Origin of the sequence: Streptomyces chrestomyceticus JCM 4735, from assembly GCF_003865135.1 — a bacterium.
In the GTDB taxonomy this organism is placed as follows: Bacteria; Actinomycetota; Actinomycetes; order Streptomycetales; family Streptomycetaceae; genus Streptomyces; species Streptomyces chrestomyceticus.
In genome coordinates this window covers 4,122,454-4,149,029 of record NZ_BHZC01000001.1, presented here as the reverse complement: position 1 = coordinate 4,149,029, position 26,576 = coordinate 4,122,454, and the positions used below count along the sequence as shown (strand labels likewise).

The 26,576-nt window shown below is 72.5% G+C and carries 30 protein-coding genes and 2 pseudogenes; 8 read left to right on the top strand and 24 right to left on the bottom strand.

All coding sequences use genetic code 11. The features are described from left to right. Positions 1-252: 252 nt before the first annotated feature. Both EJG53_RS17525 and EJG53_RS17520 read right to left on the bottom strand, forming a co-directional pair. Positions 253-1,032: a TnsA-like heteromeric transposase endonuclease subunit gene (locus EJG53_RS17525; protein ID WP_174856420.1), complete on the bottom strand. Its 780-nt coding sequence runs from the start codon at positions 1,030-1,032 to the stop codon at positions 253-255. 320 nt (positions 1,033-1,352) lie between these two features. Beyond that, positions 1,353-1,892 (bottom strand): TetR/AcrR family transcriptional regulator, encoded by a 540-nt coding sequence (locus tag EJG53_RS17520; RefSeq protein ID WP_125045647.1) that lies wholly within the window; start codon positions 1,890-1,892, stop codon positions 1,353-1,355. Between the two features lie 150 nt (positions 1,893-2,042). Here EJG53_RS17520 and EJG53_RS17515 point away from each other — a divergent pair, with 150 nt between their 5' ends. Both EJG53_RS17515 and EJG53_RS17510 read left to right on the top strand, forming a co-directional pair. Next, a complete protein-coding gene (locus EJG53_RS17515) occupies positions 2,043-2,456 on the top strand; it encodes a PPOX class F420-dependent oxidoreductase (RefSeq protein WP_125045646.1) in 414 nt (137 codons plus the stop codon). Positions 2,457-2,483: 27 nt separating this feature from the next. Beyond that, the gene (locus EJG53_RS17510) at positions 2,484-3,335 is read left to right on the top strand and encodes an SDR family NAD(P)-dependent oxidoreductase (protein ID WP_125045645.1); all 852 of its coding nucleotides are present in this window, start codon (positions 2,484-2,486) and stop codon (positions 3,333-3,335) included. An 83-nt stretch (positions 3,336-3,418) separates the two neighbouring features. On the opposite strand, the gene EJG53_RS17505 is transcribed toward EJG53_RS17510, so the two are convergent. Together EJG53_RS17505 and EJG53_RS17500 are read right to left on the bottom strand one after the other, a co-directional pair. Further along, positions 3,419-3,883: an SRPBCC family protein gene (locus EJG53_RS17505; protein WP_125045644.1), complete on the bottom strand. Its 465-nt coding sequence runs from the start codon at positions 3,881-3,883 to the stop codon at positions 3,419-3,421. Then, complete coding sequence (locus tag EJG53_RS17500) at positions 3,871-4,779, bottom strand: RNA polymerase sigma-70 factor (protein WP_125045643.1); 909 nt, start codon at positions 4,777-4,779, stop codon at positions 3,871-3,873. The genes EJG53_RS17505 and EJG53_RS17500 overlap by 13 nt, the downstream gene beginning before the upstream one ends. Positions 4,780-4,955: 176 nt before the next feature. Between EJG53_RS17500 and EJG53_RS17495 the strand changes: the two genes are divergently transcribed. Then, positions 4,956-5,669: a DUF5710 domain-containing protein gene (locus tag EJG53_RS17495; RefSeq protein WP_125045642.1), complete on the top strand. Its 714-nt coding sequence runs from the start codon at positions 4,956-4,958 to the stop codon at positions 5,667-5,669. A gap of 35 nt (positions 5,670-5,704) precedes the next feature. Here EJG53_RS17495 and EJG53_RS17490 read toward each other — a convergent pair whose 3' ends face one another. Then, positions 5,705-6,574, bottom strand: a complete 870-nt coding sequence (locus tag EJG53_RS17490; protein WP_125045641.1) for a putative protein N(5)-glutamine methyltransferase — start codon at positions 6,572-6,574, stop codon at positions 5,705-5,707. Positions 6,575-6,909: 335 nt separating this feature from the next. Between EJG53_RS17490 and EJG53_RS17485 the strand changes: the two are divergent. Both EJG53_RS17485 and EJG53_RS17480 read left to right on the top strand, forming a co-directional pair. Beyond that, positions 6,910-8,294: pseudogene (locus EJG53_RS17485) on the top strand (carotenoid oxygenase family protein). 274 nt (positions 8,295-8,568) lie between these two features. Further along, on the top strand, positions 8,569-9,489 hold the full coding sequence (locus EJG53_RS17480) for an NAD(P)-dependent oxidoreductase (RefSeq protein WP_125045640.1): 921 nt from the start codon (positions 8,569-8,571) through the stop codon (positions 9,487-9,489). A gap of 146 nt (positions 9,490-9,635) precedes the next feature. Here the strand turns inward: EJG53_RS17480 and EJG53_RS17475 are convergent, their stop codons facing one another. The 5 genes from EJG53_RS17475 to EJG53_RS17455 form a co-directional block, all read right to left on the bottom strand. After that, complete coding sequence (locus EJG53_RS17475) at positions 9,636-10,202, bottom strand: NADPH-dependent FMN reductase (RefSeq protein ID WP_125045639.1); 567 nt, start codon at positions 10,200-10,202, stop codon at positions 9,636-9,638. A gap of 167 nt (positions 10,203-10,369) precedes the next feature. Then, positions 10,370-10,801 carry an ankyrin repeat domain-containing protein gene (locus EJG53_RS17470; protein ID WP_125045638.1) on the bottom strand — a complete coding sequence of 144 codons (432 nt, stop codon included), beginning with the start codon at positions 10,799-10,801 and terminating at the stop codon, positions 10,370-10,372. Positions 10,802-10,934: 133 nt separating this feature from the next. After that, the gene (locus tag EJG53_RS17465; RefSeq protein ID WP_125045637.1) at positions 10,935-12,176 is read right to left on the bottom strand and encodes a GNAT family N-acetyltransferase; all 1,242 of its coding nucleotides are present in this window, start codon (positions 12,174-12,176) and stop codon (positions 10,935-10,937) included. A gap of 142 nt (positions 12,177-12,318) precedes the next feature. Next, positions 12,319-13,299 (bottom strand): asparaginase, encoded by a 981-nt coding sequence (locus EJG53_RS17460; RefSeq protein WP_125045636.1) that lies wholly within the window; start codon positions 13,297-13,299, stop codon positions 12,319-12,321. A 55-nt stretch (positions 13,300-13,354) separates the two neighbouring features. After that, entirely contained in the window at positions 13,355-14,023 is a 669-nt protein-coding gene (locus EJG53_RS17455; protein ID WP_125045635.1) for an RsiG family protein, read from the bottom strand. Between the two features lie 183 nt (positions 14,024-14,206). Here EJG53_RS17455 and dtd point away from each other — a divergent pair, with 183 nt between their 5' ends. Next, complete coding sequence (gene dtd / locus EJG53_RS17450) at positions 14,207-14,632, top strand: D-aminoacyl-tRNA deacylase (RefSeq protein WP_125045634.1); 426 nt, start codon at positions 14,207-14,209, stop codon at positions 14,630-14,632. Between the two features lie 39 nt (positions 14,633-14,671). Here dtd and ygfZ read toward each other — a convergent pair whose 3' ends face one another. The 7 genes from ygfZ to EJG53_RS17415 all read right to left on the bottom strand — a co-directional run bounded on the left by ygfZ (position 14,672) and on the right by EJG53_RS17415 (position 20,797). Further along, entirely contained in the window at positions 14,672-15,652 is a 981-nt protein-coding gene (gene ygfZ / locus EJG53_RS17445; protein WP_125045633.1) for a CAF17-like 4Fe-4S cluster assembly/insertion protein YgfZ, read from the bottom strand. Positions 15,653-15,671: 19 nt separating this feature from the next. After that, positions 15,672-16,157, bottom strand: a complete 486-nt coding sequence (locus tag EJG53_RS17440; protein ID WP_125045632.1) for a Fur family transcriptional regulator — start codon at positions 16,155-16,157, stop codon at positions 15,672-15,674. Between the two features lie 21 nt (positions 16,158-16,178). Further along, positions 16,179-17,222, bottom strand: coding sequence for an ABC transporter substrate-binding protein (locus tag EJG53_RS17435; RefSeq protein ID WP_125045631.1), 1,044 nt, complete (start codon positions 17,220-17,222; stop codon positions 16,179-16,181). An 8-nt stretch (positions 17,223-17,230) separates the two neighbouring features. Next, on the bottom strand, positions 17,231-18,025 hold the full coding sequence (locus EJG53_RS17430; RefSeq protein ID WP_125045630.1) for an ABC transporter ATP-binding protein: 795 nt from the start codon (positions 18,023-18,025) through the stop codon (positions 17,231-17,233). Positions 18,026-18,098: 73 nt separating this feature from the next. Then, positions 18,099-19,211 carry a FecCD family ABC transporter permease gene (locus EJG53_RS17425; protein ID WP_167515125.1) on the bottom strand — a complete coding sequence of 371 codons (1,113 nt, stop codon included), beginning with the start codon at positions 19,209-19,211 and terminating at the stop codon, positions 18,099-18,101. Positions 19,212-19,464: 253 nt separating this feature from the next. Next, a complete protein-coding gene (locus tag EJG53_RS17420) occupies positions 19,465-20,028 on the bottom strand; it encodes a heme-binding beta-barrel domain-containing protein (RefSeq protein WP_125045629.1) in 564 nt (187 codons plus the stop codon). Positions 20,029-20,314: 286 nt separating this feature from the next. Beyond that, positions 20,315-20,797, bottom strand: a complete 483-nt coding sequence (locus tag EJG53_RS17415; protein ID WP_125045628.1) for a hypothetical protein — start codon at positions 20,795-20,797, stop codon at positions 20,315-20,317. Positions 20,798-20,875: 78 nt separating this feature from the next. Between EJG53_RS17415 and EJG53_RS17410 the strand changes: the two genes are divergently transcribed. After that, a complete protein-coding gene (locus EJG53_RS17410; RefSeq protein ID WP_125045627.1) occupies positions 20,876-21,241 on the top strand; it encodes a DsrE family protein in 366 nt (121 codons plus the stop codon). Positions 21,242-21,275: 34 nt separating this feature from the next. Here EJG53_RS17410 and EJG53_RS17405 read toward each other — a convergent pair whose 3' ends face one another. From EJG53_RS17405 to EJG53_RS17380, 6 genes and pseudogenes are all read right to left on the bottom strand, one after another. Beyond that, on the bottom strand, positions 21,276-21,587 hold the full coding sequence (locus EJG53_RS17405) for a DUF3099 domain-containing protein (protein WP_125045626.1): 312 nt from the start codon (positions 21,585-21,587) through the stop codon (positions 21,276-21,278). 120 nt (positions 21,588-21,707) lie between these two features. Next, entirely contained in the window at positions 21,708-21,995 is a 288-nt protein-coding gene (locus tag EJG53_RS17400; protein WP_125045625.1) for a DUF1416 domain-containing protein, read from the bottom strand. 46 nt (positions 21,996-22,041) lie between these two features. Further along, positions 22,042-22,887 (bottom strand): sulfurtransferase, encoded by an 846-nt coding sequence (locus tag EJG53_RS17395; protein ID WP_125045624.1) that lies wholly within the window; start codon positions 22,885-22,887, stop codon positions 22,042-22,044. 134 nt (positions 22,888-23,021) lie between these two features. Next, a complete protein-coding gene (locus EJG53_RS43905) occupies positions 23,022-23,129 on the bottom strand; it encodes an Ms5788A family Cys-rich leader peptide (RefSeq protein ID WP_358974834.1) in 108 nt (35 codons plus the stop codon). A 257-nt stretch (positions 23,130-23,386) separates the two neighbouring features. After that, positions 23,387-24,097, bottom strand: a complete 711-nt coding sequence (locus tag EJG53_RS17385; protein WP_125045623.1) for an LmeA family phospholipid-binding protein — start codon at positions 24,095-24,097, stop codon at positions 23,387-23,389. Between the two features lie 422 nt (positions 24,098-24,519). Continuing rightward, positions 24,520-25,329: pseudogene (locus EJG53_RS17380) on the bottom strand (hypothetical protein); the annotation flags it as partial. Positions 25,330-25,782: 453 nt separating this feature from the next. On the opposite strand from EJG53_RS17380, the gene EJG53_RS17375 reads away from it, so the two are divergent. Beyond that, on the top strand, positions 25,783-26,058 hold the full coding sequence (locus tag EJG53_RS17375) for a hypothetical protein (protein ID WP_125045622.1): 276 nt from the start codon (positions 25,783-25,785) through the stop codon (positions 26,056-26,058). A gap of 148 nt (positions 26,059-26,206) precedes the next feature. On the opposite strand, the gene EJG53_RS17370 is transcribed toward EJG53_RS17375, so the two are convergent. Then, a complete protein-coding gene (locus EJG53_RS17370; RefSeq protein ID WP_030021040.1) occupies positions 26,207-26,452 on the bottom strand; it encodes a MoaD/ThiS family protein in 246 nt (81 codons plus the stop codon). Positions 26,453-26,576 lie beyond the last annotated feature (124 nt).

Genomic DNA, 26,576 nt, shown 5'->3' with positions numbered 1-26,576 from the left:
GGCGCTTCTCCGGCTTCACGTCACTCCACGAAGCCAGCTGACGCCCGCGGTTCGCCCCTTCCGCCGCCGTACGCGAGGACGGCCTGCACCGCGGGTGATTGACCAAGAAGCGGAAGCTCACCCGCTGACGCTCACCGTCCGCCCGCACCAGCTGGACCCGCCCCAGATGTGGCTCCTGCCGCTCGACCAGCCACTCCACATCGTCGAGCACCACGCCTGCTCCAGGCGAGAGATCCAACGCGGCAGCCCCGTTCACGAGACACCTCCCGCCCGCACCACCCGCGTCCGGTCCGTCAACGGTTGCGAGAGGTCGATCCCGAGCCTGCGGTGCCACAACAAGTGCAGCAGCTGGGCACGCGCCACAGGCCAGTACGCCTGCGCAGCCGCCAACTCCCCGAACGTCACACCGCCCTCGGCCTGAGCCAGCAGATCACCCTGGACACCGAGCACGTCATGCGTCGGACGGCGCTTTCCGTACAACGCGCTGAGTGTGGACCGCACATGGGGCCGCCACTCAGCCGCGACCACGTAATGCCACCCGCAGGCCACCGCCACTTCATCGGCCGCCGCGAAGGACTCCAAGTCTTCGGGCGCGATCAGATGCCGGGGCCGGACATCGATCAGCCAGGTACCTGCCCGCGTGACCGCGAGGAAGTCGGGCGTGTGCCTGCGCCACTTCTCCGCCGAACGAAACCGAATACGCAGGGGCTGCGCCAGCACCTCGACCAGATCGCCAGCAAAGTCCAGGGCGACGAGGAACTGATCCTCTTCGAGGCTCTCGAACCCATGCAGCCGGCCGGTGGCCATCAAAGACTCCAGACCGGGCCGGTGCTCCTGCTCCCGCCTCCAGGTGAACCCTCGCATCGGCCCACGACTCGCCACCGGTACCTGTCCCAGGTGCCGGACCGGACCCGTCACCTCGTCCCCGGCGTACTTCCAGGTTGCGGTCCACCGGTCCGCCCAGCCGACGGACAGATCCAGGTCACCCCGCCCCGCATCCAGTGAGACCGGCACCAGCAGATCCGTCCACATACACCGGTGGGACCACAGGGGCTCATCCGCGTCCGGCGACGTGTCCGGGCGGGTCCCCGGCCCTCCGCCAGCCTGCATGTGACTCATGACCCCAGGTAAGCGCTGCACCTCGCTGTGGGCGGCCAGTCTTCAGGGTTGGCGACAACTTGCCCGCAAAGAGCAAGGGGCACGTCAAGAAGGATGCGAATCTGACGACAGTTGTCCTGCTCAGCCCCTCAAGAAGCGCCAGGTCGGCGCATCGATTTCACGACATCTACCGTGCTCAGTCTCATCGGCCTCCCCATCCGCGGCCGTCGGCCGGGCGCCGGGGGCTGACCGTGTCAGGCGGGGCCGAGTCCGGTGATCAGGGACTGGACGACCATGTCGGCTCCCTGTGCGGTGGTCAGCTCCGGCATCTCGTGCGAGGCGACGTTGGTGAGGTGGATGAGCAGGGAGCGGGCCCAGCGGTCCGGAAGGCCAGGGCGGATGACGCCCTCGCGCACTGCGCGGGCCATGAAAGCGTCGAGTTGCCCGATCAGTCGGCAGAGGCGGGCGGCGACCGCCTCGTCCTGCACTTGCCGCACGTCGACCGGCCACCTCCTGCTGACGGTGATGATGCCCTCCGCGTATCTGTGCAGCGCCACCGTCACAGGCGCCTCGGTCAGCCGCGCCTCGGCGACGACCTTCTCGCAGGCGTCGAGCTTGGCCGCATGGACAGCGGTCATGAGGGCTTCGCGGGTCTCGAAGCGGCGGTAGACGGTGCGCCGGTCGACGCCCGCTGCCGCCGCGATCGCCGCGATGCTCGTGCCGGGGTCGCGCGCCAGCAGGCGTGCTCCGGTCTGCAGGACCGTGTCCAGGTTGCGTGCCGCGTCAGCTCTCATCGTCACCGGAGCATACGCAGGGGTGAGGCTGATGAGCCAGTAAACGCGTCGACGCTATTGCGCTTCCATTCCTATGTGTCACATAGTTGTGGCAGTTGCTGTGCTCGGCGCGTCGAGCCGTCGAGGCGTCTCTCACTCCAGGAGTCATGCGTGAGCCCGGTCCACCTGTCCGAGACATTGAAAGAAGCCCTCGATTCCAGAGTCTTCGTCACCGTGGCGACCCTTCAGCCTGACGGGAGCCCTCACCAATCAGTGGTCTGGGTGGGGAGGAACGGTGACGATCTTTTCTTCGTGACCGGTGTCGACAAGGTCAAGGTGCGCAATCTGCGGCGCGACCCCCGGCTGAGCGTGACGGTCAACCCACCGGACGAGCCCTACGGATACGCGGTGATCACCGGCACGGCCCGGTGCGAGAGTGCGGGCAGCCGCGAGCGCATGGACGAACTGGCCGTCAAATACACCGGCAAGACCTACGCCGAACATCATCCGGAGTCGTACGCCACCCTCCCGGAACTGGTCACCGTCCACGTCACGCCCGAAAAGGTCGCGTCACGGTTTCTGTGAAGCGAAGGAGCGGGAAGGGAGCACGAGGTGAAGACCTATGTCATCACCGGCGGTACGGACGGCATCGGCAAGGCACTCGCCCACACCTACCTGGGCCGGGGGCATGAGGTGGTGGTCGTCGGCCGCAGCATGGCGAAGGGCAAGGCATGGCTCGACGCCGCGCGACAACGCGGCGCGGCCGCGCGGGCACACTTCGTCCACGCCGACCTGAGCCTGCTGTCCCAGACCAAGGCAGCGGTCGACAGCATCGGGGCGGCCTTTGCGAAGGTCGATGCCCTGGTGCTGTGCGCCCGGCACTTCCGGACCACTCGCCTGGTCACGTCCGAAGGCTTCGAGAACACTTTTGCGCACTTCTACCTCAGTCGCTTCGTGCTGAGCCACGGGCTGGCCGGCCTGCTCGAATCCGCCCACCGCCCGGTCATCCTGAACATCGCCGGGCCCGGCGGCCAAGGAGAGGTCCACTGGGAAGACCTGCAACTGGCGCGGGAGTACGACGGGCAACGGGCGCTCATGCAAGGCGGTCGGCTCAACGATCTGCTCGGTGTTGCCTTCGCCGACGCCCGACCGGGGACGAAGGTGCGGTACGTGCTGCTCAACCCCGGCACGGTCGGCACCAGTTTCTCGGGGCAGTACACGCCGGACATGAGGGCGCACATCGACGTCATCCGCCGGTCCGCCCAGCCGGTCCACGAGGCGGTGGTCCCGATCCTCAAGATCCTGGACGACCCGCCCGCCACACCGCTCAGCGCCTTCGTGCGGGACACCCCGCTCAGCCCGCACCCGCACGGCCCCGCGTTCACGCTCGCGGAAGCTCGGCGGCTGCACCGGCACACCGAGACGCTGTTGGACAACTGGGCATCAGGGACGACAAAGAGCTGAGGCAGCGGACCTCAACCGCCGGCGTATGGTCAGGACGCGCTCCACTGCCTCGTCCAGCCGCCCCCAGGATGAGGTCCTCCTGGTCATCGGCGATGGGGCCGTGAGGAGACGGCCAAGGCGGTTTCCGCGGCGGCGAGGATGTTGCCGAAGGTGCGGGTGATGATCGGGCGGGCGATGTGGCGGGTGAGGAAGCCGCCGAGGAGGGGGACGGGGATCTCGGCTCGGGTGGTCCAGCGGACGTGGGTGCCCGCGGGGGTTTCGGTGAACGTCATCCGGCCGAGTTCGTGCCGGGACGGCGGCAGGCTGCGCTCGACGACGTACTCGGTGGCGTACGGCGCGTCGTAGCGGGTGATGCGTTCCCGGAACCAGCCGATCAGCCAGAGGTGGCTGCGCACCGCGCCGACGCCGTAGGGCGCGCCCTCCCCGTGCCGGGTCAGGCGGCAGCGCACCACCAGGGGCGAGCGGGTGTAGTGGGTGGTCGTGGTGAGCCAGGCGAACACCGTCGCGATCGGGGCGTCGATGACGCGCTCCACGGTCATGGTCTCCATGGCTGGGGTCCTCCTCTGTCGAGTGTGCGCACCGCGTCGGCGTGGTGCAGCTTGTCCGGGTTGCGTACGCCGTAGAGGCCGGTGATCCGGCCGTCCTGGATCTCGAAGGCGACCAGCCAGTCGAGGTCTCCGTCCGTGAGGAACCGTGCGGCGGGCATGCCGTTGTACGTGGCGGGCTCGGCGCGGGTGGCGGCGGTGGCGGTGCGGTACACGCCGAGGACGAACTGGACGACCTCGGTGCGGCCGGTGACCGGGCGGCGGGCGGCGACCGCCTTCCCGCCGCCGTCGGAGAGCACCACGACGTCGGGCGCGAGCAGGTCCATCAGCGGCTGGATCTCGCCGGTGGCGGCCGCTGCCAGGAAGCGCCGGACGATCTCCGCGGTGGCGTCCGAGCCGGGGGCGGAGCGACGGCGCCGCGCGTGGACGTGCCGGCGGGCGCGGTGCGCGGTCTGCCGTACGGAGGCCTCGGTCCGGCCGATCGAGGCGGCGATCTCGCCGTGCGGGTAGCCGAACACCTCGTGCAGCACGAACACCGCGCGCTCGGTCGGGCTCAGCGTCTCCAGGACGAGCAGCATCGCCATCGAGACGGACTCGGCCAGGATCACGTCCTCGCTCACCCCGGGCTCCGTACGGATCGGCTCGGGCAGCCACATGCCGACGTACTCCTCGCGCCGCGCCTTGGCCGCGCGCAGGTGGTTGAGGGCCTGCCGGGTCACCGTACGGACCAGGTAGGCGCGCGGATGCCCGACCGTGGCCGGATCGACGGCGCTCCACCGCAGATAGCTCTCCTGGAGGACGTCCTCGGCGTCGGCGGCGCTGCCCAGCATCTCGTAGGCGATGGTGAACAGCAGGGAGCGGTGTTCGGTGAAGGTGTCGGTGGAGGCGTCCTCAGGCATGGTTCATCCTTGCCGTGCGGGGGCGTGGCACCTGGGCATGGCGACCGGTTCCTCTCCTCGGGTGTCATGGAGACACGTCGCGCCGGAGAAGCGTGACAGTCCGGCGGTGTGGTTCGGCTCACAAGCCGGGCAGGATGCCGTCGATGGTGGTGACCGGTGTCTGAGGGGGTTGTTCCATGGCTGCTGAACGGGTGTGGCTGGACGTGCCGTTCGCGGAGAAGGACGAGGCCAAGAGGGGCGGCGCGCGCTGGGACCCGGCGGCCGAGCGGTGGTACGCGCCCCGGGCCGGAATGGCGGCGCTGCGGCGCTGGGCGGCGGCGCCGGACGTGCCCGACCTGCTGCCCGGTGAGGACCGCGGGCTCGGCAGCGGCCTCTTCGTCGATCTGGTGCCGCGTAGCTGCTGGTTCACCAACGTACGGTCGTGCGTGGCCGCCAAGGACTGGGAGCGGCTGCGCCGTACGATCACCCGCCGGGCCGGGCGCCGCTGCGAGATATGCGGCGCCGCGGCGGACCGGGGCGCCGGACGGTGGCTGGAGGCGCACGAGCGGTGGGTCTTCGACGACACCGCCCGGGTGCAGACCCTCAAGCGGCTCATCTGTCTGTGCACCGACTGCCACACGGTCACCCACTTCGGGTACGCGCAGGTGCGCGGCCTGGAGGCGCGGGCGTTCGCGCACCTGGTGAAGGTCACCGGCATGACCGGGGACACGGCCCGTCAGCACGTCAGGGACGCGTTCGACGTGTGGGAGCGGCGGTCCCGGGTCACCTGGGAGCTGGATCTGGGCATCCTCACGAACGCCGGGATCACGCTCGCGCCGCCGCCGGGGGCGGGCGAGCGGGCCCGTACCGCTGAGGAGACGCTCCGGAGGGAAGGGGAGCGGCGGCGGTAGGGCCCGCCCGTACGGTCCGCGCCGGGCTCAGGCCGTCACGGCGCTCCGGCCGGGCTGGTGCCGATGGCGACGGTCGCGCCCAGGTCGTCGTCGGTCGCCAGCCGGGTGACGAGGCCGCCGCGGCGGAAGGCTTCGAGGGTGTGCGGCGCCTGGCGTTCGCTGGTCTCGATCAGCAGGTGGCCGCCGGGGGAGAGCCACCGGAGCGCGTCGGCCGCGACCCGGCGCTGCACGTCGAGGCCGTCCGTGCCGCCGTCGAGCGCCACGCGGGGTTCGTGGTCGCGGGCTTCCGGGGGCAGCAGGCCGATCGCGTCGGTCGGTACGTAGGGGGCGTTGACGACGAGGAGGTCGACGCGGCCGCGCAGGGCGGGCGGCAGCGGGGCGTAGAGGTCGCCTTCGTACACCTGGCCGGTGGCGGGGCGGAGGTTGCGGCGGGCGCACCGTACGGCGGCGGGTTCGATGTCGGTGGCGTGCAGGTCGATGCGGTGCGGGGCGAGGGAGGTGGACGGCGCGGGGGCGTTCACGGCCGCGGCCAGTGCCGCGCCGACCGCGCCCGTGCCGCAGCACAGGTCGACGACGACGGGCCGTGGCCCGGCCGCGTCCCAGAGCCGGGTCCGGAGGAGCGCGGCGGCCTGGCGGACGAGGAATTCGGTGCGGCGGCGGGGGACGAAGACACCGGGGTCGACGGCGATCCGCAGGCCGCAGAACTCGGCCCAGCCGAGGACCTGTTCCAGGGGGAAACCGGCGATGCGGCGGTCCGTCATGGCGGCGAGGTCGGACGGGGTGCGGGCCGTGGCGACGAGGAGCCGTGCCTCGTCCTCGGCGAAGACGCAGCCGGCCGCGCGGAGTCGGGTGACGAGTCCGGCGGGGGCCGGGGCGGCGGTGGTGGCGGGCAGCGGAAGTGACATGCGCGTTCGGGCCTTTCGGGGTACCGAAGGGCGCTCTCGCGGTCACCTGCCGGGGAGGGACCGTACAGCCGTGAGGTGAGAGCACCCAGCCTGGACAGCGGTAATGGGTCTCACCTCCTTGGTCGTCCACTGTGTGTGGGCTGGTCACCTTACCCGAAGGCGGGAGGGGGGCAGGCACGGCGGCGGGCGGGGCGCGCGTGGCGGCCTTCGCGCCCGTCGGGCTGCCGCCGGTCTCGACGTGGCGGTGCCGGGGCTGGAGGGTGGAGGCGGGGTGCCTCCGCGGGAGGTGGTGACCGGGGGGTCGCCACGGGGCGGGGCCGGGAAGGCGGGCGGCCATGGCGGGAGCCGGAAATCCGTACATGCGGGGGCTGTTCGCCCCGGTGCGGGAGGAGACCACCGCGTACGAGCTGGCCGTGACCGGCCGGATTCCGGAGGAGCTGGACGGGCGCTATGTGCGCAACGGGCCCAACCCGCTGGGGGTGGACGACCCGGCGGCGTACCACTGGTTCAGCGGCGACGGGATGCTGCACGGCCTGCGGCTGCGCGGCGGCCGGGCCGAGTGGTACCGCAGCCGCTGGGTGCGGTCCGACGCGATGGCGCTGCGGCTGGGCGAGAAGATCCTGCACGGGCCGCGCCACCTGGACATGGACTTCGCCCCGAACACGCACGTCACACGCTTCGCCGGGCGCCTGCTCGCGCTGGTCGAGGGCGGCTCGCTGCCGTACGAGCTGGACGCCGACCTGGAGACGGTGGGCCCCTTCGACTTCGCGGGCACGCTGCCGGGCGGCCTCGCCGCGCACACCACCGTCGACCCGGACACCGACGAGCTGCACTGCGTGGCGTACTGCTGGGCCTGGCCGTACGTGCAATACCTGGTCGCGGGGACGGACGGCCGCATCCGGCGGCGCGTGGACATCCCGGTCGACGGGCGGCCGATGATGCACGACTTCTCGCTGACCGAGCGGCATGTGCTGCTGTACGACCTGCCGGTGGTCTTCAACCCGGGCGGGGTGGGGGTCGGGCCGTCCTTCCCGTACGTGTGGGAGCCGGGGCGCCCGGCCCGGCTGGGCGTGCTGCCGCGCGAGGGGGCGGCGTCGGACGTGCGGTGGCTGGAGATCGATCCGTGCTTCGTCTTCCACCCGATGAACGCGTACGAGACGGAGGACGGCAGCGGCCTGATCACCGTCCATCTGGTGCGCTACGAGCGGCTGTTCACGAAGGGGCGCACGGGACCGGACGGGTCGCCGCCCGCGCTGGAGCGCTGGACGGTCGACCTCCGGGCGGGCCGGGTACGGCGCGAGCGGGTGGACGACCGGCCGGTGGAGCTGCCGAGGGTGGACCCCGGCGGCTCACGCTGCCGCACCGGTACGGCTACGCGGTGCTGGAGTCCGAGGCGGCGGACGTACGGGTGGCGCACTTCCCGGGGATCGAACGGGTGGGCGCGGGCCTGGTGAAGTACGACCTGGAGCGCGGCACCAGCGAGGTGCGCCGCTTCTCCCCGCAGGGCGGCGTGGGGGAGGCCGTGTTCGTGCCCGCCGGTCCGGACACCGCCGAGGACGACGGCTGGCTGATGGCGTACGTGTTCGACCCGGACCGCGATGCCACGGACCTCGTGATCCTCGACGCGCGGGACTTCACGGGGGAGCCGGTCGCGCGGGTGCATCTGCCGGTGCGGGTGCCGGTCGGGTTCCACGGCGCGTGGATACCGGACCGGGAGTAGGCGGCGGGAAGACGCGGGGAGGGAAGGCGCGTACGGGCAGGAGTCCAGGCCGCCGGCGTACGGCCGTCGCGTCTGCCCATGGCCGAGCCCCCTCGACCGGCTCACCAAAAGGTAGGTACCTGACCGAATAGTCGGTACTTGAGGAAGGGCAGGCCACCGGCAACCATCGGGAGGGCGCGCGCCACGGAAGCATTCGGCAGGTACGACGGGCCGACGCGGCGGCTGTACGGGCGGGTTCGTCCGCGGCCGGCCGCGGGCCAGGGGAGTTGTGAACATGGGTGACAACCGCACTCCGGTGACGGTCATCGGGCTGGGCGACATGGGCGCCGCGCTGGCCGGGGCGTTCCTCGCGCAGGGCCACCAGGTGACGGTGTGGAACCGTACGGCGGCCAAGGCGGACGGCCTGGTCGCCCGGGGTGCCGTCCGGGCGGGGACGGTCGGCGACGCGGTGACGGCGAGCCCGCTCGTCATCGTCTGCGTCCTGGACTACGGCGTGGTGGAAGAGGTGCTGGCGCCGGTGGGCGGCGCGCTCGCGGGCCGGACGGTCGTCAACCTCACGAACGGCACGCCCGAGCAGGCCCGCAGGACCGCGGCCTGGGCGGACGAGCACGGCATCGGCTATCTGGACGGCGGCATCATGGCCGTACCGCCGGGCATCGGCACGGCCGAGGCGTTCCTCCTGCACAGCGGCCCGCGGGAGGTGTTCGACGCGTGGCGCGAGGAGCTGGCGGTGCTCGGCCGGCCCGAGTACGCCGGTGCCGACCCGGGGGCGGCCGCCCTTCAGGACCTGGCACTGCTCACCGGGATGTACGGGATGCTGGCAGGCGTCGTCCAGGCGCTGGCCCTGGTCCGCTCGGCGGGCTTCGGGCCGGTGGACTTCGCCACCGCGAAGCTGGTGCCGTGGCTGAGCGCGATGACGGCGGCCGTACCGCACTACGCCGGACAGATCGAGAGCGGCGACTACACCAAGGGCGTGGTCTCCAACCTCGCCATGCAGGCGGCGGGCCTGGAGAACATCTTCCGGGCCCACGAGGAGCAGGACGTCAGCACCGAACTGCTGGCCCCGGTACGGGCGCTGGTCGCCCGCCGGGTGGCCGAGGGGCACGGCACCGAGGACTTCCCCGGTGTGGCCGAACTGCTCGGCGGAAGCGGGGCCGGGAGCGAAGACGGGAGCGGGGCGGCCGCCGGCCGGTAGCCGCCCCTGGCCGGCCGACGGGCCCCGCACGGGGGACGGGAGCCCGCCGGCCGTCGCGCGGGACACGGGCCCGACCCCCGTGCGGGACCGTGCCGTGAGCGAAGAGCCGGGGCGGGACTGCCGCCGTACGGGGCCGGGGCCGGGGGTCAGCTCCCGTACGGGCGGGCCTCCCGGGCCTCCCGCAGGGCCTGGGCCCACCAGACCAGTTGGTCCAGCAGCACGGTGGCGGCCCGGTCGGCGTCCAGGGGCTCGCGCAGCTTCCCGTCGTCGTCGAAGAGGCTGCCGGCCATCGGGAAGCTGACCGTCTCGCGCACCGTGACCGCGTGCAACTCGGCAAAGACGAGCCGGAGTTGCTCCACGGCGCGCAGGCCGCCGGAGATCCCGCCGTACGAGACGAAGCCGACCGGCTTGGCCTGCCACTCCTGGTGCAGCAGGTCCACGGCGTGCTTGAGCGGGGCGGGGAAGGAGTGGTTGTACTCGGGGGTGACGACGACGAAGGCGTCGGCGGCGCCGACGCGCTTGGCGTAGGACGCCATCTCCTCGCTGCCGTACCGCAGTTCGTACGGGCCGATCTCGGCAAGGTCGAGCACGTCGACCACGATGTCGTCGCGCCGGCCGGCGTGTGCGGTGAACCAGCTCGCGACGACGGGCGCGAACCGGCCCTCGCGGGTGCTGGCGACGATGACGGCGAGGGTGAAGGGGCGCTCGGGCATGGCGGGGCCTCCTGAAGGCGGGGCGGCGGAGCCGGCGGTCGGCTCCGGGACCAGACGCTAAAACCTCAACCAAAGTTGATGTCAATGCCTGGCCCTGGGCTCACCCGCACCACCGCTCCCGGCGGCCCCGCGCTCCCCGGCGGTCGTCCGTCAGCGGCCGCCCCGCGTCACTGCGCCCCGAAGAGGGTGAGCAGGTCCGTCTTCTGGAACATCCGGGCCGTGTCCACCGCGGAGGGCGTCCCCGCGGCCGGGTCGGCGCCGTGCGCCACCAGGAGGCGCACGATGGCGTCCTCGCCCTTGAAGACGGCGCCGGCCAGCGGCGTCTGGCCCCGGTCGTTGGGGCGGTCCGGGTCGGCGCCGCGCTCCAGCAGGGCCGCCACCGCGTCGGCGTGGCCGTGGTACGCGGCGAGCATCACCAGGGTGTCGCCCTTGTCGTTGGTGAGGTTGGCGGGCACGCCGGCGTCGACGTACGCGGCGAGGGTGCTGGTGTCGCCGTGCCGTGCCAGATCGAAGACCTTGGCCGCGAGTTGCAGTACCTCGGGGTCGTGCGCGTGCTCGGTCGTGTCGGGACTCTGCGGCTCCGTGTTCGCGTCACTCATGGTCGCCGGCCTCCTGCTCTGGTGGTGCGGCGGTGTCCTGCAACTCCCGCCCGGGCCTCTACTTGTCCCCGCCACCCTATTCAGCACACCTGCCGGGCGGCCCCGGCGCGCGCCGGGGCCGCCCGGGGGCCCGTCAGAACGAGTCCGGGCACCACGGCCGGCGGGCCGTGTGCAGCAGGAGGTCGGCGGTCGCCAGGGCACCCGGCCGCTCCTCGCCGACGCGGCCCAGCGCGGCCAGCCGTACCGCCGACTCGTCGCCCAGGTAGAGCGACGCGAAGGCGCCCACGTCCAGGGTGAGGTCGGCGCCGCGGCCCGTACGCGTGCAGGTGGCGCCGTCCGGCCCGGCCTCCAGGAGATAGCGTCCGCCGGCCAGTTCCGCCGCGTCCCGTACCTCCAGGACGAGCGAGCCGGCCGCCGGGTACGTACGCGCCTCCAGCAGCCGGGGGATGTCCAGCGGCCGGATCCACAGGTAGTCGGAGTGCTGCACGACGCGTGCCGCGCGCGGGTCGCCGAGGTGGTACGGCAGCAGGTCGTCGGGCGCGCGGAGGCCGGTCCTGATGTGCAGGACCCAGTCGATCGCGCACAGGAACCGCCACAGGGCCCGCTCGGCGGCCGGGGTGGTCGTGGCCAGGCGGTCGACGGTGAGGGTGTTCTGCGGCAGCATGTGTTCCCACACGTCGGTCGTCCGGTACGTGACCAGGCCCTGGACCTCGCCGGAAGCGGACCGGTAGACGGCGTGGAAGCGCTGGTTCGCGGGGACGTGCGGCAGCGGGACGAGGCCCGTCTGGACCTGCCACCAGATGTCGGGCAGGTCGATCGCGCCGGGCTGCCCGGCGCGGAACCGTTCGTGCAGCGCGGGGCCGACCTCCCGGGCCTCGGCGGCGTCGGCGAAGTCGACCCGGCCGCCGTCGGCCGGGCCCGCGTGCCGCGGGTCCAGCGCGGCGCGCGCCACGTCGATGTGCCACTCGGTGGTCCAGGCGGCGGGCCCGAAGCCGTACCGTCCGTAGATCGGGTACTCCGCGGCGATCAGCGTGGCGAGGGCGTCCCCGCGCTCCTTGGCGGCCCGTAGGTCGTCCGCCATCATCCGGCTGAGCAGGCCGCGCCGCCGGTGGGTGGGGGAGACCGTCACGGACGTGACGGCGTCGGCGGGCACCCGCGCGCCGCCGACGACGGTCAGCTCCTGCGGGAAACTGCGGAACGTGGCGACCCAGCGGCCGTTGTCATAGGCGCCCTGCGTGCGGTCCGGATAGTAGTTGCCGCGGCGGAACTCGATCTCTTCCTTGGACACCTCGGGCGGCCGCAGGAAGCCCACGTTCAGGCTCCGCACCCAGTCGGGTATGTCCGCGTCGCCGACCTTGCGCAGCTCGATGCTCATTCCCGTACGGTAGCCACGCTGCTGTACCGCCGTCGCGGCAATTTCGCGGGCCCGGCAGGGCGCCCGGAAGGCGGGTTCACGGTACGGCAGGGCGCCCGGAAGGCGGGCGCCGCACGCCTCGGAGCGCCCGGCGCCGCGCCCCTCAGAACGCCGCGCGTATCTCCCCGACCCGCTCGGCGCCGCCCAGCAGCGGCGCCTCCGCGATGCGCTCCAGCACCGGCGACTCCACGCCCATCAGGCGCAGCACCCGGGCGAGCACCGGGCCGAGCGTGCGGCTCGCGCCGTCGTCGACCTTGAACGCCAGCGCCCGTCCGTCCGGCAGCGCCACCGCCTGCACGGCCTCGGCGCCCATCTTGGACAGCACGCCGGGCAGCGCCCGCATCAGCCAGGTGTCGGGGCGGCGGGTGCCCGCCACGTACTCCGGGTGGGCGCGCATCGCGTCGGCCACGCGCCGCTCCGGCGTACCGGCGTCGGCCAGCACGAAGTGCCGGAACGAGCGGGCCAGGCCGGTCAGGGATATCGCCATCAGCGGCGCGCCGCAGCCGTCCGTGCCGATGTGCTCGACGCGCTCGCCGCTGGCGGAGCGCACCGTCTCCAGGGTGAGCTGCTGGAGCGGGTGGTCCGGGTGGAGGTAGGAGCCCAGCGGCCAGCCGTTGGCGGCGCAGGCGGCCAGCATGGCGGTGTGCTTGCCGGAGCAGTTCATGGTCAGGGACTCGCGCACCCGCCCGGACGCCAGGTACGTCTCCGCCTCCGCCGGATCCAGCGGCAGGTCGGGCGGGGTCTGCACCAACTCGGGGGCCAGGCCGTGCTCGCTCAGCATCTTCTGGACGAGGTCGAGGTGAAAGCTTTCGCCGGAGTGGCTGGCGGCGGCCAGCGCCAGCCGTTCACCCGACAGGTCCAGGCCCGCCCGCAGGATGGCGGCGGCCTGCATCGGCTTGTTGGCGGAGCGCGGGAAGACGGGGGAGGTGACGTCGCCGAGTGCGGTCTCCACGCTGCCGTCCGCCGCCAGGACCACGAGGGAGCCGCGGTGCCGGCCCTCGACGAAGCCCGAACGCACGACCTCGGCGAGGACAGGGGACATACCGGGCAGGGCGGGCCCGTCGGTAACGGTGGAGGTGCTCATCGGGGGCCTTCCGGGGAGTGACCCGCGCTCCCCCCGGTACGGTGCGGCCGCCGGGTCAGGAGAGCAGGTCGTCTACTTGTGCTTCACCTTCACGGTACCTGCGGGCGATCTCGGCACTGCAATCGTCCGCGGTCCGCTGCAGCGCCTGGCGCCGCCGGGAGACCTGCTGCTCGTAACGGACCAGCCGGCCCATCGCGTCGTGCAGCTCCTGGTCCGTACGGGCCGTGAGGTCGGACAGCTCCACCTCGCCGAGCATCTGCTCCGCGAGCTGGCGGTACTCCTCGCTGTGCGGCATCCCCAGCGTCACGTGGCGGGCCGAGGAGCGGTGCTGCGACGGCCCGTCCGTCAGGATCTCCGGCAGCCGGTCCAGCAGGGGCGAGTGCGGGGCCGTACGGCGGGTGCTCTCGGCGCGCAGGATGTCGATCCGGCCCTGGAGAAGCCGCCGTACGTAGCTCAGGTCGGCCTCCTCCCGTTGCGCCTCGCGCCGCAGGACGCGCAGGTCGGGCAGGCTCAGCCGGTGCAGGTCGGGCCGCGGGACCGGGCGGAAGCGGTCGCGTTGCAGCGGCGGCCGGTGCGGCGCCGTGCCTGCCTGGAACATGGGGCCGTCCTCCGTGCGGGCGGGCCCGGCGGGTGCCGGGGCCGGCGGGGTCGTACGGGCCGCCGTGGGCGCCGTACGGGCGATCGGTACGGGTCCGGGGGTGTGCCCGGGACCGGCAGTGCTCATGAGTCGTTCCGTCCCCTCGTCCGGTGCGGCCGTGCGGGCACGTTGTCCGCGCGACGCACCGCGTGCACGCATCGTGCCACTGCGGGCGGGCCGTCCGCAGGGCCAGCCATGGCCATGGCACCCGAACGGCCCCGGGAGGGTACGGCTGTCGGAGGCCCGGGCGTGCCGTGCATCATGGGCGGTATGCGAGCTGTGGTGCAGAGGGTCGACGGCGCACGCGTCGAGGTGGACGGCGGGACGGTCGGGGAGATCGTCGGTGAAGGGCTGTGCGTGCTGGTCGGAGTGACGCACGACGACACCCCGGAGAAGGCGGCGCGGCTCGCCCGCAAGCTGTGGTCGGTGCGCATCCTGGACGGCGAGAAGTCCTGCTCGGACACGGGTGCGGGCCTGCTGGTGATCAGTCAGTTCACTCTCTACGGTGACGCCCGCAAGGGCCGTCGGCCCACCTGGAACGCGGCGGCCCCCGGCCCGGTGGCCGAACCCCTCGTCGACGAGGTCGTCACACAGCTCCGCGCACTGGGCGCGGAGGTCGCGACGGGCCGCTTCGGCGCGGACATGAAGGTCTCGCTGACGAACGACGGCCCGTTCACGGTGCTGCTGGAGGTCTGAGCCGCGGCTTCCGGGCCGCGGCTCCCTCTCCCGGCCGCCCTACGGCTCGACCACGACCTCCTGGGCCGCCGCCGTGCTCTCCACGAGCAGCGGCGCGTCGACGGGCACGTTGCGCTTGACCAGGGCCAGCGCGATGGGGCCCAGCTCGTGGTGGCGGGCCGAGGTGGTGACGAAGCCGAGCTGGCGGCCTTCGGCGCCGTCGGCGGCCAGGCGTACGGGCGCGCCGTGCGGCGGCAGGTGCACCTCGCTGCCGTCCAGGTGGAGGAAGACCAGGCGGCGCGGCGGCTTCCCCAGGTTGTGGACGCGGGCCACCGTCTCCTGGCCTCGGTAGCAGCCCTTCTGGAGGTGGACGGCGGTGCCGATCCAGCCCAGCTCGTGCGGGATGGTGCGGTGGTCGGTCTCCCGGCCCAGGCGCGGCCGGTGCGCCTCGACGCGCAGCGCCTCCAGGGCGAGGGTGCCGACGGCGGGGCCGTTGGCCGCCGCGAAGGTCTCCAGCTCGCCGCGCGGCAGGAACAGGTCCCGGCCGTGCGGGGTCTCCCGGACGACCGCGTCCTTCGGGGCTTCGGTGATGGAGCCGGCGGGCAGGTGGACGACCGCGTAGTCGTCCGTACGGTCGGCCACCTCGACCCGGTAGAAGAACTTCATGCTCTCCAGGTAGGCGATCAGCGCCTCCTCGTCGCCCGGCTCGGTGTGCAGCCAGGTCGTCTCCCCGTCGTCGACGAGGTAGAGGGCGTGCTCGATGTGGCCGTTGGCGGAGAGGATCAGGGCCTCGGTGGCGTGGCCGGGGGCGAGGTCGGTGACGTGCTGGGTGAGCAGCAGGTGCAGCCAGCTCAGCCGCTCGGGGCCACTGACGGTGACCACGCCGCGGTGCGAGAGGTCGACGAGGCCGCGGCCGTCCGCGAGGGTGCGTTGTTCGCGGAACAGGTCGCCGTAGTGTGCGGCGACCCCTTCGTCGGGGGCCTCGGCCGGGACGGCACCGGGCAGCGACAGCAGCGGACTGGCTTCACGTGGGCGCGGCATACCCCAAGCGTACGACCGGCTACGCGGCGGGCCCCGACCCGCCCTCGGCGGGCGGCCCGCCGTCGGGTGCCGGAGGCGTGGCCGTACCGCCGCCGGTGCACGCCGCGCAGCGCCCGAAGATCGCGAAGTGCTTCAGGTCCGTGTCGAAACCGAACGTCTCCCGCAGCGTCGTCGTGAACCGTTCGGCCACCGACAGATCGGCTTCGATCACTTCCGAGCAGTCCCGGCACACCAGATGGATGTGGTGGTGCCGGGACGCGAGGTGGTACGTGGGCGCGCCGTGCCCGAGATGGGCATGGCTGACCAGTTTCAGCTCCTCCAGCAGCTCCAGCGTCCGGTAGACGGTGGAGATGTTCACGCCGCCCGCCGTCCTGCGCACCTCGGTGAGGATGGCGTCGGGGGTGGCGTGTTCCAGCTTGTCCACCGCCTCCAGCACGAGCTGCCGCTGCGGGGTCAGCCGGTACCCGCGCTTGCGGAGGTCGCTCTGCCAGTCGCTGCTCACCACACCGACAGTGTAGGAGGACGTTCAGTGGCCGCCTACGTTCCGCAGGTAACCGGAGAGCGCGGCGACGGCCGCCGGGTTGCGCGGGCTCTCCACCAGGTCGGCGTAATCCAGGACGAAAATGCGGTCGTTCTTGATCGCCGAGACGTTCTTCAGCGGCCCGTACGACTTCAGGAACGCCTTCTTCTGCGCGGCCGTCGGCGTGCCGTAGTCGTTGATGACGATCACGTCGGGGTCGCGTTCGACCACCGACTCCCACCCGACCGTGGTCCAGGAGTCGTCGAGGTCCTTCATGACGTGGTCGCCGCCGGCCTTGGTGATGATGTCGTGCGGCCCGGCGAAGCGGCCGGAGGTCATCGGCTTGTCCTGGCCGCCGTCGTACAGGAAGACGGTGGGCCGTGCGCCGTCCTTGGGCACCTTGGCCTGCGCGTCGGCGATCTGCTTGCGGTACGTGGCGATCAGCGCGTCCGCCCGGTCCTCGACGTCGAAGATCTTCCCGAGGGTCTTCAGGTCCGTGTACAGCGCGTCCAGCGGCGGCATCACGCCGCGCGCGCTGCCCTGGCCGCCGTCGGACCCGTTGCGGCACGACTCGGTCAGGACGTAGCTGCCGATGCCGAGCTTCTTCAGGGAGGCCGGGGTGACGTCGCTGTCCTCGCCGAAGCCGTAGTTCCAGCCCGCGAAGACCAGGTCGGCTTTGGCGTCCAGGGCGATCTCCTTGGTGATCGCCTTCTTGGAGAGCCACGGCACCTTGCCGTACGCGTCCTTCCAGGCGACGGCGTCGAGCTTGCCCCGGTACTCCGGCATGACGTACCCGGCCATGTGGTCCTCCAGGCCGAGCGCGAACATGATGTCGGCGATCCCGACGTCGTTGGTGACCACCCGGCGCGGTGCCTTGGCGTACGTGGTCTTCATGCCGCAGTTCTCGATCGTGACCGGGTAGTGACCGGATCCGGACGCCTTGGCGGGGTCCCCCTTCCCCTCCTCGGCGACCTGGGCGCCGCAGCCGGTGAGCGCGGCGAGCGTGAGGGCGGTGAGCAGGGCGGCGGAGCGGTGGCGGCGGGTGCGCATGGGGGGCCTCACGGGGTGGTCGGTGCGTCGGTACGGGCGGGCAGGCGGTCGAACAGCAGTTGTACGGCGCCGGTCTCCGGATGCGGTACGCGGTGCGCGCGCACCCCGAACACCTCGGCCAGCAGCTCCGGCCCCAGCACGTCGTGCGGCGCGCCGGAGGCGACGATGCGGCCGCCGGAGATGACGTACAGCTCGTCGCAGTGCACGGCCGCCAGGTTCAGGTCGTGCAGCGCGGTCAGCACCGTCAGCCCGCTGTCCCTGACCAGCGCCAGCAGCTCCAGTTGCTGCGCGATGTCGAGGTGGTTCGTCGGCTCGTCCAGCACCAGCACCCGCGGCTCCTGGGCCAGCGCGCGGGCGATCAGCACCCGCTGCTTCTCGCCGCCGGACAGGCTCAGGAAGGCCCGCGTGGCGAGGTGGGCGGCACCGGTACGGTCCAGCGCTTCCTCGCACACCCGCAGGTCGGCGGCGCTCGGCCGCCCCGAACCGCGCTGGTGCGGCAGCCGCCCCATCGCGACGACCTCGGCGGCCGTGAACCCGAACTCCGTCGCCGACTCCTGGGGCAGCGCGGCCAGGTGCCGGGCCCCTTCGCGTACGCCCATGGCGTGCAGGTCGGTGCCGTCCAGCCGTACCGTCCCGGCGGCCGGGCGCAGCGCGCGGTAGGCGCAGCGCAGCAGGGTGGACTTGCCGCTGCCGTTGGGCCCGACCAGCCCGACGACCCGGCCGCTGTCCGCGTGCAGGGTGATGTCGTGCACGAGCCGCGCGCCGGCCACGTCCACGGACACCGCGTCGATGTCGATCCGCATCAGGCACCGCCTCCGTACGTACCGCCGTGTCCCGGCGTCCGGCACCGCATCCAGCACCCCATCCAGCACCCCATCAGGACCCGCCTCCGAACGTGTAGCCGCGCCGCCGCATCAGCAGCACGAAGGCCGGCACGCCGAGCACCGCGGTGATCACTCCGACCGGCAGCTCGACGGGCGCCAGCAGCACCCGGGACAGGATGTCCACCCACACCATCAGCACCGCGCCCAGCAGCGGCGCCACCGCCAGCACCCGGCGGTGCCCGGCGCCCACCAGCATCCGCGTCACGTGCGGCACCATCAGCCCGACGAAGCCGATCGCCCCGCTGACCGCGACCACCGCGCCGGTCACGGCCGCGGTGACCGCGAACAGCTCCCGGCGCAGCCGCCCGGGGTCCACGCCGAGCGCGGCGGCCGACTCGTCGCCCATGGCCAGCGCGTTCAGGCGGCCCGCGGAGAGCAGCAGGTACAGCAGCGCCCCGGCCACCGCCACCGCGGCGACCGGCAGCGAGCCCCAGCCCGCCCCGCTGAGGCTGCCGAGCAGCCACATCATGGCGGACCGCGCCGCCTCGCCCCGGTCGGCGGCGAAGACCATCAGGGTGGAGAGGGCGGAGAAGCCGTAGTACATGGCGGAGCCGGTCAGGACCAGGCGCAGCGGGGTCAGGCCGTGCGCGCTGCGGGCCGCCGCGTAGACCAGCACCATGGCCAGCAGCGCCGAGCCGAAGGCGGCGGTGGACAGGGCCCAGACGCCGAGCGCGGCCAGCGAGCCGAAGAGCAGGACGGCGTTGGCGCCGACCGCGGCGCCGGAGGAGATGCCGAGCACGAAGGGGTCGGCGAGGGCGTTGCGCACCAGGGCCTGGACGGCCACGCCGATGGCGGACAGCCCGGCGCCGACGACGGCGGCCAGGAGCGTGCGCGGGAAGCGCAGCTCCCACACGATGGTGTAGGCGGAGACCTCGTCGGAGGTGATGGTGCCGCCGCTCAGCCCGGCGCCCAGGTAGCGCAGCATCTCGCCCCACCCGACGCCGGAGGCGCCGAGGCCGACGCCGCACACCAGGGAGCCGAGCAGGACGAGGGCGAGCCCGGCGGCCAGCGGCACGGTGGGCAGCGGCGAGCCGGTACGGGGCCGGTCGCCGTCGGGCCCGACGGGTGCGGGGGCGGGGGCGGCGGTACGGGCTGGGGCGGCCAAGGGGCGTACGCCTTCGGCTCGGGCCGCGTCCGTACGGTCCGGGGTGACGGCGCGTGGCGCGGGGCCCGCGGCGGTGTCCCCTCGCAGTCCACGGCGAGTTGATCAGGAACCGGCGCCCCACGGGTGATCGGGCTGGCGGAACGCGTGGTCCCGCACACCGTTGCGGGTCAGCGCCGGACTCTCACCGGACTTCCCCGCGGGGCGCTCTGCGACTGTCTGTGCTGATGAGCGGACCTGTGGAGGTCCGGCCCGGCTACTTGAAGAACGCGATGCCGTCGTCCGGCAGGTCCTTGATGTCCTTGGCCCACTCGCGCGGGTCGACGACCTTCTTCAGGTGCGCCGACATGTACGGGCGCAGCGGCACCTCGGGGGTGGCCTTCTCGCCGACCCACATCAGGTCGCTGTTCACGTACCCGTACAGGCGCTTGCCACCGCTGTACGGGCCGGAGGCCGCGGTGCGCGCCACGGCGTCGGTGGCCAGGTCGATCTGCGGCTTCTGGTCGGCCAGCTCGCCGTACCAGACCTCCGCGACGCCGCCGTCGCGGATCATCACGATCTCGACCTTGCGGTCCTGGTCGATGCGCCAGTAGCCGGACTCGGTCTCCAGCGGAGCGACCTTCTTGCCCTCGCCGTCGAGCACCCAGGTGTGCGAGGTGTATTCGAGGAAGTCACGGCCGTCGTGCGTGAAGGTGACCTCCTGGCCGAAGTTGCACTTCTCGGAACCGGGGAAGTCGGCGACGCCGGCGCCCTCCCAGTTGCCGAGCAGAAAGGCGAGGGGCACGAGGGCCGGGTTCAGGTCGGACGGGATCTCGATCATCAGCTCAGGCGATCTGTGTCGGGGGAAGTCTGGTGTGTTCGGGGGTCTAGCGCTGGCCCTGGTACAGCTTCTTCCAGGTCAGCCCGGCGAAGGCGACGACGCCGACGGCGACCAGGACGAGCAGGGTGGTGAAGACTGCCTCAAGCACGAGCGCGCTCCTCGGACGGAGTGAGGTGATACGGACCGGAAGCGAGTCTAGTCGGCGTGCTCGGTGACGGCGCTGTGAGGTCGGTCCCGCCGGGTGCCCCGGGCGCCTGACGCCCCCGGGACACCCGGCGCCGCCGGCTCAGCCGAGGAGCTGCTGCTGGAGGGCGACGGACTGGTGGAAGGCGGTCGGTACGGTGCCGTCGGGACGGGAGTGGACGATGAGGGCGACGGTGTCGTCGGCGAACACGTACGCGTACCGCACCGAGAGAGCGCCTTCGGAACCCGTCTCCTTGTAGACCTCCACCCCGGACCCGAACCAGCCGCCGACGGCCGAGCCCGCCTCCTTCGGCACGGCCTTCTTGTACGCGTCGTCCCGTCCGACGGTCTGGGCGTCCCGCAGGAAGACGGCCGGGCCGCGCGCGTCGCTCAGCACGGTCAGCCGGAAGAACTCGGCCACCGCGGCGCTGTCGAACTGGAGCAGGTGCACCCGGGACAACCGTCGGCCCATGGTGCGGCCGCCGACCGTGCCGCCGCGTCCCCGGTCGTCCGCGGCGGCTGTGCCGCCACGCCCGCCGCCAACGACGGCAGCGGTCAGGTCGGTCCGGCTGCACGCGGCCCCCATGAAGATCGTGTGTAGGTCGGACCACTGGCCAACTACGGGGCCGAAAGGTTGCGTTGGCAGGAGCTCTAAAGTGGCCGTATGGCGAAGAAGCTGGTGATCAAGGTGACGGCGGGGGCGGACGCCCCCGAGCGGTGCTCGCAGGCGTTCACGGTGGCGGCGGTGGCCGTGGCCAGCGGGGTGCACGTCTCGCTCTGGCTGACCGGGGAGTCGGTGTGGTTCGCGCTGCCGGGGCGCGCGGCGGAGTTCGAGCTGCCGCACGCGGCGCCGCTGCCGGATCTGATCGACTCGATCGTGGCGGGCGGCGGCACGATCACCGTGTGCACGCAGTGCGCGGCCCGCCGGGACATCGAGGAGAAGGACCTCATCGAGGGCGCCCGGATCGCCGGGGCGCAGGTCTTCGTGAGCGAGGTCATGCCGGACGGGGTGCAGGCGCTCGTCTACTGAGGGCGCGGCGGTCCGGCCGCGGCCCGGGTACGGCTCAGCGACGGCCGGAGCCGGGCCCGGCCCCGGAACCCGGCCCGGAACCGCGGTCGTCGATCTCGCGCCACCACCGGTCCGACTCCGGGTCGCCCGACTCGTCCCACCAGCGCTCACCCGGCTCCCGCCGGTTGCCGACGATCGCCGCGAACGGCGGGATGACCATGGCGACCACACACATCGCCACGGCCGCCGGTACGGACCACAGCCGTACCACGCCCCACGCCAGCACGAAAAGGGCAAGACACACGCCCATCAGGGCGAAGTACCGGCGGTGCCGGCGCTGCGCGGGCGGACGCTGGTGCGCGGACATGGTTCCACCGTAGATCCGGCCGGGGTGGCTGGGAAGCGCGGCGGGCCGCACCCCGGCCAAGGCGTCCAACCCCCGGGGTGCGGCCCGTCGGCCGTACGTGGGTACGTATGCGTACCGCCGTCAGACGGCGATGGCGACCTCCGCGAGACCACCGTGCTGCGCGACGACGGTACGGTCCGCGGTCGCGCCCGGGACCAAGGCGCGCAGCGTCCAGGTGCCCTCGGCCGCGTAGAAGCGGAACTGTCCGGTCGCCGAGGTGGGGACCTCGGCGGTGAACTCGCCGGTGCTGTCCAGCAGGCGCACGTAACCGGTGACGGGCTGGCCGTCGCGCGTCACGCTGCCCTGAATGGTGGTCTCGCCCGGCTTGATCGTCGAAGCGTCCGGGCCGCCGGCCTTTGCTCCACACATATGGGTACGTCCTTGGTGAGTTGAGGGGTACGGGGGCGGGGTGCGCCTACTTGGCGGCGCCGAGCTCGATCGGCACGCCGACCAGCGAGCCGTACTCGGTCCACGAACCGTCGTAGTTCTTGACGTTGGACTGGCCGAGCAGCTCGTGCAGCACGAACCAGGTGAGCGCCGAGCGCTCGCCGATGCGGCAGTAGGCGATGGTGTCCTTCGCCAGGTCCACGTTCTCGGCCTCGTAGAGGGCCTTGAGCTCGTCGTCCGACTTGAAGGTGCCGTCGTCGTTGGCGTTCTTCGACCACGGGATGTTGCGGGCGCTCGGCACGTGGCCGGGGCGCTGCGACTGCTCCTGCGGCAGGTGCGCCGGGGCGAGCAGCTTGCCGCTGAACTCGTCGGGGGAGCGCACGTCGACCAGGTTCAGGTTGTCGATCGCGGCGACGACGTCGTCTCGGAAGGCGCGGATCGAGGTGTCCTGGGCCTTCGCCTTGTAGTCGGTCCGCGGACGGTTCGGCACCTGCGAGCCGTCGACCAGGTCGCGGGAGTCCAGCTCCCACTTCTTGCGGCCGCCGTCGAGCAGCTTGACGCTGTCGTGGCCGTAGAGCTTGAAGTACCAGTACGCGTACGCGGCGAACCAGTTGTTGTTGCCGCCGTAGAGCACGACGGTGTCGTCGTTGGCGATGCCCTTCCCGGAGAGCAGCTTCTCGAAGCCCGCCTGGTCGACGAAGTCGCGGCGCACCGGGTCCTGGAGGTCCTTCTGCCAGTCGATGCGGACGGCGTTCTTGATGTGGTTCTTGTCGTAGGCCGAGGTGTCCTCGTCGACCTCGACGATGACCACCTTCGGGTCGTCGATGTGGGCCTCGACCCAGTCGGCGTCCACCAGGACGTCGCTACGGCTCATGTTGTTCTCCTCCGGGGCAGTTACGGGGCACGCGTACGCCGGTGCGCGCTGCGGGCGGAAGACGCGGCGCTGCGTGGGGAAGTGGCAGGTGTGGCCTCAGCGGGCCGGGCGGAGACGGGGGAAGAGGCCGCCCGTCAGGCAGGGCGACAGAGCATGGCGGCGACGCGGCACAGGTCGACTGCCCGCCGCTTCGTGAGGTTCGCCTGTCCCCGCGAACGGGAACCGCTCAGAGAGCTCTGCATGCGACCGATCGTAGGGAGGCGCGGCGGGACGTGTCACCGGTGTGTCGGATGCTGAGACGTGTCGGTCCGAATGGCGGTACGGAGGGGTGGTGCGTGGGGCGTGCGGGCCGTACCGCCGTGGCCCGCACGCCGGTCGGAGTCTGGCGTGCGGGACGGGATGTCTCAGTGTGCGGACGGCCGGGTGGTTCGTAGCGGTACGTTCCGTTTCCGGCGGCCGGGGGTGGGGGAAGCCCCGGCCGGGAGGTGTCCCGGACGGATCAGCCGGGCAGCTTGACGTCCTTGCCGCTGGCCGAGATCGAGATGCCCTCCCGCGTCGAGACCACCTTGTCCAGCTTCAGGCCGCCGGGCAGCCGGTTCAGCTTCCACTCGTGGTCGGTCTGCGCGCGGACCTGATTGCGGCAGGCGGAGAGCTGGGAGCAGAGAGCCGGAAGGGTGTCGGCGCGCAGCCGGACGGTGTCGCCGTTCACTATGCTCACCGACCCGGTGACCTCCAGAGAGTTCAGCATCGGCAGGTTCGGCAGGTTCGGCGAGATCTTCACCTGGCTCTTGCCGTTCTTCTCGCCGCCGTAGCTCACCTTGACGTTCTTGCCCGAGGCGGTGGTCAGGTCCGCGTACGAGATCCGGGCCTCGCCGGTGGCGCTCGCGGCGCGCTCGATCGAGGTGTAGTCGCTGGTCAGCTTCACGTCGTGGAACTGCGCCGACAGCTCCTGGATACGCAGCGTGTGGCCCTCGGCGGTGGCGTTCAGCCCGTCAATCTTGGCATCCACCTGGTCCAGACTGCGCCCCGCGACCTGGGTCAGGAACGGGAAGCCGGTGATGGACACCTCCGGCGTACGGTCCAGGCCCTGGCTGCTGCGGATCTTGTCAGCGGCCTTGTCCTCGGCGAAGTTCACCGCGATCCGGTCGGCGGCCACGAACAGGCCGCCGAGTATCACGACGATCACCAACAGCACTCGCAGTGCGCGCATCGAACCACTACCCCAGGCGTGGGGCCGAAATCGGCCCGGTTTTTCCGGGTCAGGCCCCCGGTCGGATGCGTGCGAGCCTAACCGGACCATGGGGGGTGGTGTCTTTTACGGTCGGGGGGCGGGGTGTCCTGCTGTGTCTCGCTGCGTCCCGCTGCGCTCCGCGATGTCTCGCTGTGCTCTGTGGTGTCTCGCCGTGCGGGCTTCGCCGTGGCTGAGCCTGGGTAAGCCCCCGCTGGGGGGATGTGGGCGAGCGCCCCGTATAGCGCGCAGCCGACGTCAGCCCCGTGACCGCCAAGGGCGAGCCGTCAGCCCCGTAACGCCAAGAGCGGCCCATCAGTGAACGCCAAGGGCGGCCCGTCAGCCCCCTGAACGCCAAAGGCGGGCCCGTGATCATCACCGGACCCGCCCACGACAGCCGTCTCTCAGGCCAGCGCCCGCCCCAGTACGTAGATCGCCGGGGCCGCCAGCGTCAGCGGCAGGGCGACGCCCGCCGTCATGTGCACGAAGCGGGACGGGTAGTCGTAGCTGGCCACCCGGAGGCCGATCAGGGCACAGCCGCCGGCGACCAGGCCCAGCAGGGCGCCGGACGCGCCCAGGCCGGTGAGCTGGCCGGCCGCGATGCCCGCGCCGGCGCCGCCGAGCAGGGCGACGACCAGGGAGGCGGCCGACGGCAGCGGCAGCGCGCGGGCGAGGGCGGTCACCGCGACCGCGACGCAGCCCACCGTCACGGCGTGCGACGTGGCGGCCAGTTGCCCGGCGGCCAGGACCACCAGGGCGGTGGAGGTGAGGCCGGCGGTCAGCGCGTACATCCGCTCGTCCGCGCTGCTGCGGTTGCGCAATTGGAGGATCAGGATGAACAGGCACCAGACGCCGAGGGTGCCGATGGCGACCACGGGCGCCTGGTCGCGTTCGGTGGCCAGCAGCGCGATGTCGGTGGTCACACCCGCCAGGAAGGCGAGGGCGATGCCCTGCCGGGCGGGCCACATGCCGTTGAGGCGGAACCAGCCCGCCGCGGTGACGGCCTGGAGGAGCACCACCGGTACCGCCAGGGCCACCCGGGGCAGCGGCGCGGCGAGGGCGAGGAGCAGGGCCAGTACGGCGGTGAGGGCGGCGGGCTGCAGGCCGGGCGGAATGATCGGCGAGCGGCCCTCGGCGCGGGCGCGCTGGTTGGGCGCGAGCCGCGACAGGTCCGGCGCGGGCCCGTCGGCGGGCCGCTCGGGCTCCGGCGCGGCCCGGTGCCGGTGCTGCGCCCGGGGCTGCGGCTGCGGGGTGTGGGCGGCGGCGGCCGGTTCCGGGCTCTGCTTCGGCAGGTACGCGGTCTCCTCGGCGGACCGGTCCGGCGCGGACGGGCCGGGGGCCGCCGGGTCCGGGCCGCCCACGACGGGCAACTGGACGCCGGTGTCCCAGGTCGGCGCCGTCCAGATCTGGGTCTGCGGGCCGTCGTCGTCCCCGCCGGTGGCGTAGGCGTCGGAACCGTACGAGGAGGATCCGTACGAGCCGCCCCCGGACGCCTGCTGTCCGTAGGCGGCGGGACGGCCGTCCGGCCCGCTGGCGTACTGGCCGGACTGACCGGACTGACCGGACTGACCCTGCTGTCCGTACTGACCTGACTGACCGGCCTGGCTCTGCCCGTACTGCCCGGACTGCCCCCCCTGGCTCTGCCCGTACTGGCCGGACTGCCCGGTTTGGCTCTGCTGACCGTACTGACCGGTCTGCTGCTGCTGTCCGGCCGCCGCGGGCCAGGCCGTCTGCTGCGGCCGCCCGTACGCGTCGTAGGTCTGCTGGGGATGTTGCTGCGGGGGCTGCTGCCGGCTGTACGGCGGGGTTCCGTATGCCTGGTGCTCGTACGGCTGCTGCTGCCCGTAGCCCTGCTGCGGCGCCTGCGCCTGGCCGTACGTGCCGCCGTGACCGCCGTACGGCTGCGGGGCCGGTGTCCCGTACGCGTCGCCGGGCCCCCGTAGGACCCCTGCCCGTCGTACGGCGCCTGCGGATCGGCCGCGGGCTGCTGCGGGTGCGCGGGCTGCTGCGGCTGCTGCCGCTGGTCCTGGGGCTGGTACGGGTCGTAGGACCCGTACGGATGCTGCGGCTGGTTCTCGCTCATGGTCTCGCTCATCCTCCCGCGAACGGCGGCAGGACCTCGACGGTGCCGCCCTCGGCCAGCCGGACGGCCGCGTGGTCGCGGCCGCCGACCGGGTCGCCGTCCACCAGGAACGAGCAGCGCAGCAGGACGCGGGCGAACTCGGGGTTCGCGGCGTGCCGCTCGCGTGCCGCGGCCAGTGCCTCGGCGAGTGTCGCCGCCGCGTACGGCTCCTCGGCGGTGCCGGCGGCGGCCTTCGCCGCGGCCCAGTAGCGCACGGTGCCAGTTGTTGTCACGGCGGCCTCTTCATCGTCGTTCGTCGTGCGTCGTCAGGGGCCTCCATGATGGCGTACGTCGCGGCGGGTGCCGTTCCGGGCAACTTCGGCGACTGTCCGGACAAGT

Coding starts and splice junctions, on each gene's coding strand:
- EJG53_RS17480 (WP_125045640.1), top strand. CDS start 8,569: ATGGGTGACAACCGCACTCCGGTGACGGTCATCGGGCTGGGCGACATG.
- EJG53_RS17385 (WP_125045623.1), bottom strand. CDS start 24,097: ATGCGCGCACTGCGAGTGCTGTTGGTGATCGTCGTGATACTCGGCGGC.
- EJG53_RS17420 (WP_125045629.1), bottom strand. CDS start 20,028: ATGATCGAGATCCCGTCCGACCTGAACCCGGCCCTCGTGCCCCTCGCC.
- EJG53_RS17495 (WP_125045642.1), top strand. CDS start 4,956: ATGGCTGCTGAACGGGTGTGGCTGGACGTGCCGTTCGCGGAGAAGGAC.
- ygfZ (WP_125045633.1), bottom strand. CDS start 15,652: ATGCCGCGCCCACGTGAAGCCAGTCCGCTGCTGTCGCTGCCCGGTGCC.
- EJG53_RS17415 (WP_125045628.1), bottom strand. CDS start 20,797: ATGGGGGCCGCGTGCAGCCGGACCGACCTGACCGCTGCCGTCGTTGGC.
- EJG53_RS17455 (WP_125045635.1), bottom strand. CDS start 14,023: ATGAGCACTGCCGGTCCCGGGCACACCCCCGGACCCGTACCGATCGCC.
- EJG53_RS17520 (WP_125045647.1), bottom strand. CDS start 1,892: ATGAGAGCTGACGCGGCACGCAACCTGGACACGGTCCTGCAGACCGGA.
- EJG53_RS17475 (WP_125045639.1), bottom strand. CDS start 10,202: ATGCCCGAGCGCCCCTTCACCCTCGCCGTCATCGTCGCCAGCACCCGC.
- EJG53_RS43905 (WP_358974834.1), bottom strand. CDS start 23,129: ATGCAGAGCTCTCTGAGCGGTTCCCGTTCGCGGGGACAGGCGAACCTC.
- EJG53_RS17435 (WP_125045631.1), bottom strand. CDS start 17,222: ATGCGCACCCGCCGCCACCGCTCCGCCGCCCTGCTCACCGCCCTCACG.
- dtd (WP_125045634.1), top strand. CDS start 14,207: ATGCGAGCTGTGGTGCAGAGGGTCGACGGCGCACGCGTCGAGGTGGAC.
- EJG53_RS17410 (WP_125045627.1), top strand. CDS start 20,876: ATGGCGAAGAAGCTGGTGATCAAGGTGACGGCGGGGGCGGACGCCCCC.
- EJG53_RS17505 (WP_125045644.1), bottom strand. CDS start 3,883: ATGGAGACCATGACCGTGGAGCGCGTCATCGACGCCCCGATCGCGACG.
- EJG53_RS17500 (WP_125045643.1), bottom strand. CDS start 4,779: ATGCCTGAGGACGCCTCCACCGACACCTTCACCGAACACCGCTCCCTG.
- EJG53_RS17400 (WP_125045625.1), bottom strand. CDS start 21,995: ATGTGTGGAGCAAAGGCCGGCGGCCCGGACGCTTCGACGATCAAGCCG.
- EJG53_RS17460 (WP_125045636.1), bottom strand. CDS start 13,299: ATGAGCACCTCCACCGTTACCGACGGGCCCGCCCTGCCCGGTATGTCC.
- EJG53_RS17525 (WP_174856420.1), bottom strand. CDS start 1,032: ATGTGGACGGATCTGCTGGTGCCGGTCTCACTGGATGCGGGGCGGGGT.
- EJG53_RS17490 (WP_125045641.1), bottom strand. CDS start 6,574: ATGTCACTTCCGCTGCCCGCCACCACCGCCGCCCCGGCCCCCGCCGGA.
- EJG53_RS17395 (WP_125045624.1), bottom strand. CDS start 22,887: ATGAGCCGTAGCGACGTCCTGGTGGACGCCGACTGGGTCGAGGCCCAC.
- EJG53_RS17430 (WP_125045630.1), bottom strand. CDS start 18,025: ATGCGGATCGACATCGACGCGGTGTCCGTGGACGTGGCCGGCGCGCGG.
- EJG53_RS17470 (WP_125045638.1), bottom strand. CDS start 10,801: ATGAGTGACGCGAACACGGAGCCGCAGAGTCCCGACACGACCGAGCAC.
- EJG53_RS17465 (WP_125045637.1), bottom strand. CDS start 12,176: ATGAGCATCGAGCTGCGCAAGGTCGGCGACGCGGACATACCCGACTGG.
- EJG53_RS17405 (WP_125045626.1), bottom strand. CDS start 21,587: ATGTCCGCGCACCAGCGTCCGCCCGCGCAGCGCCGGCACCGCCGGTAC.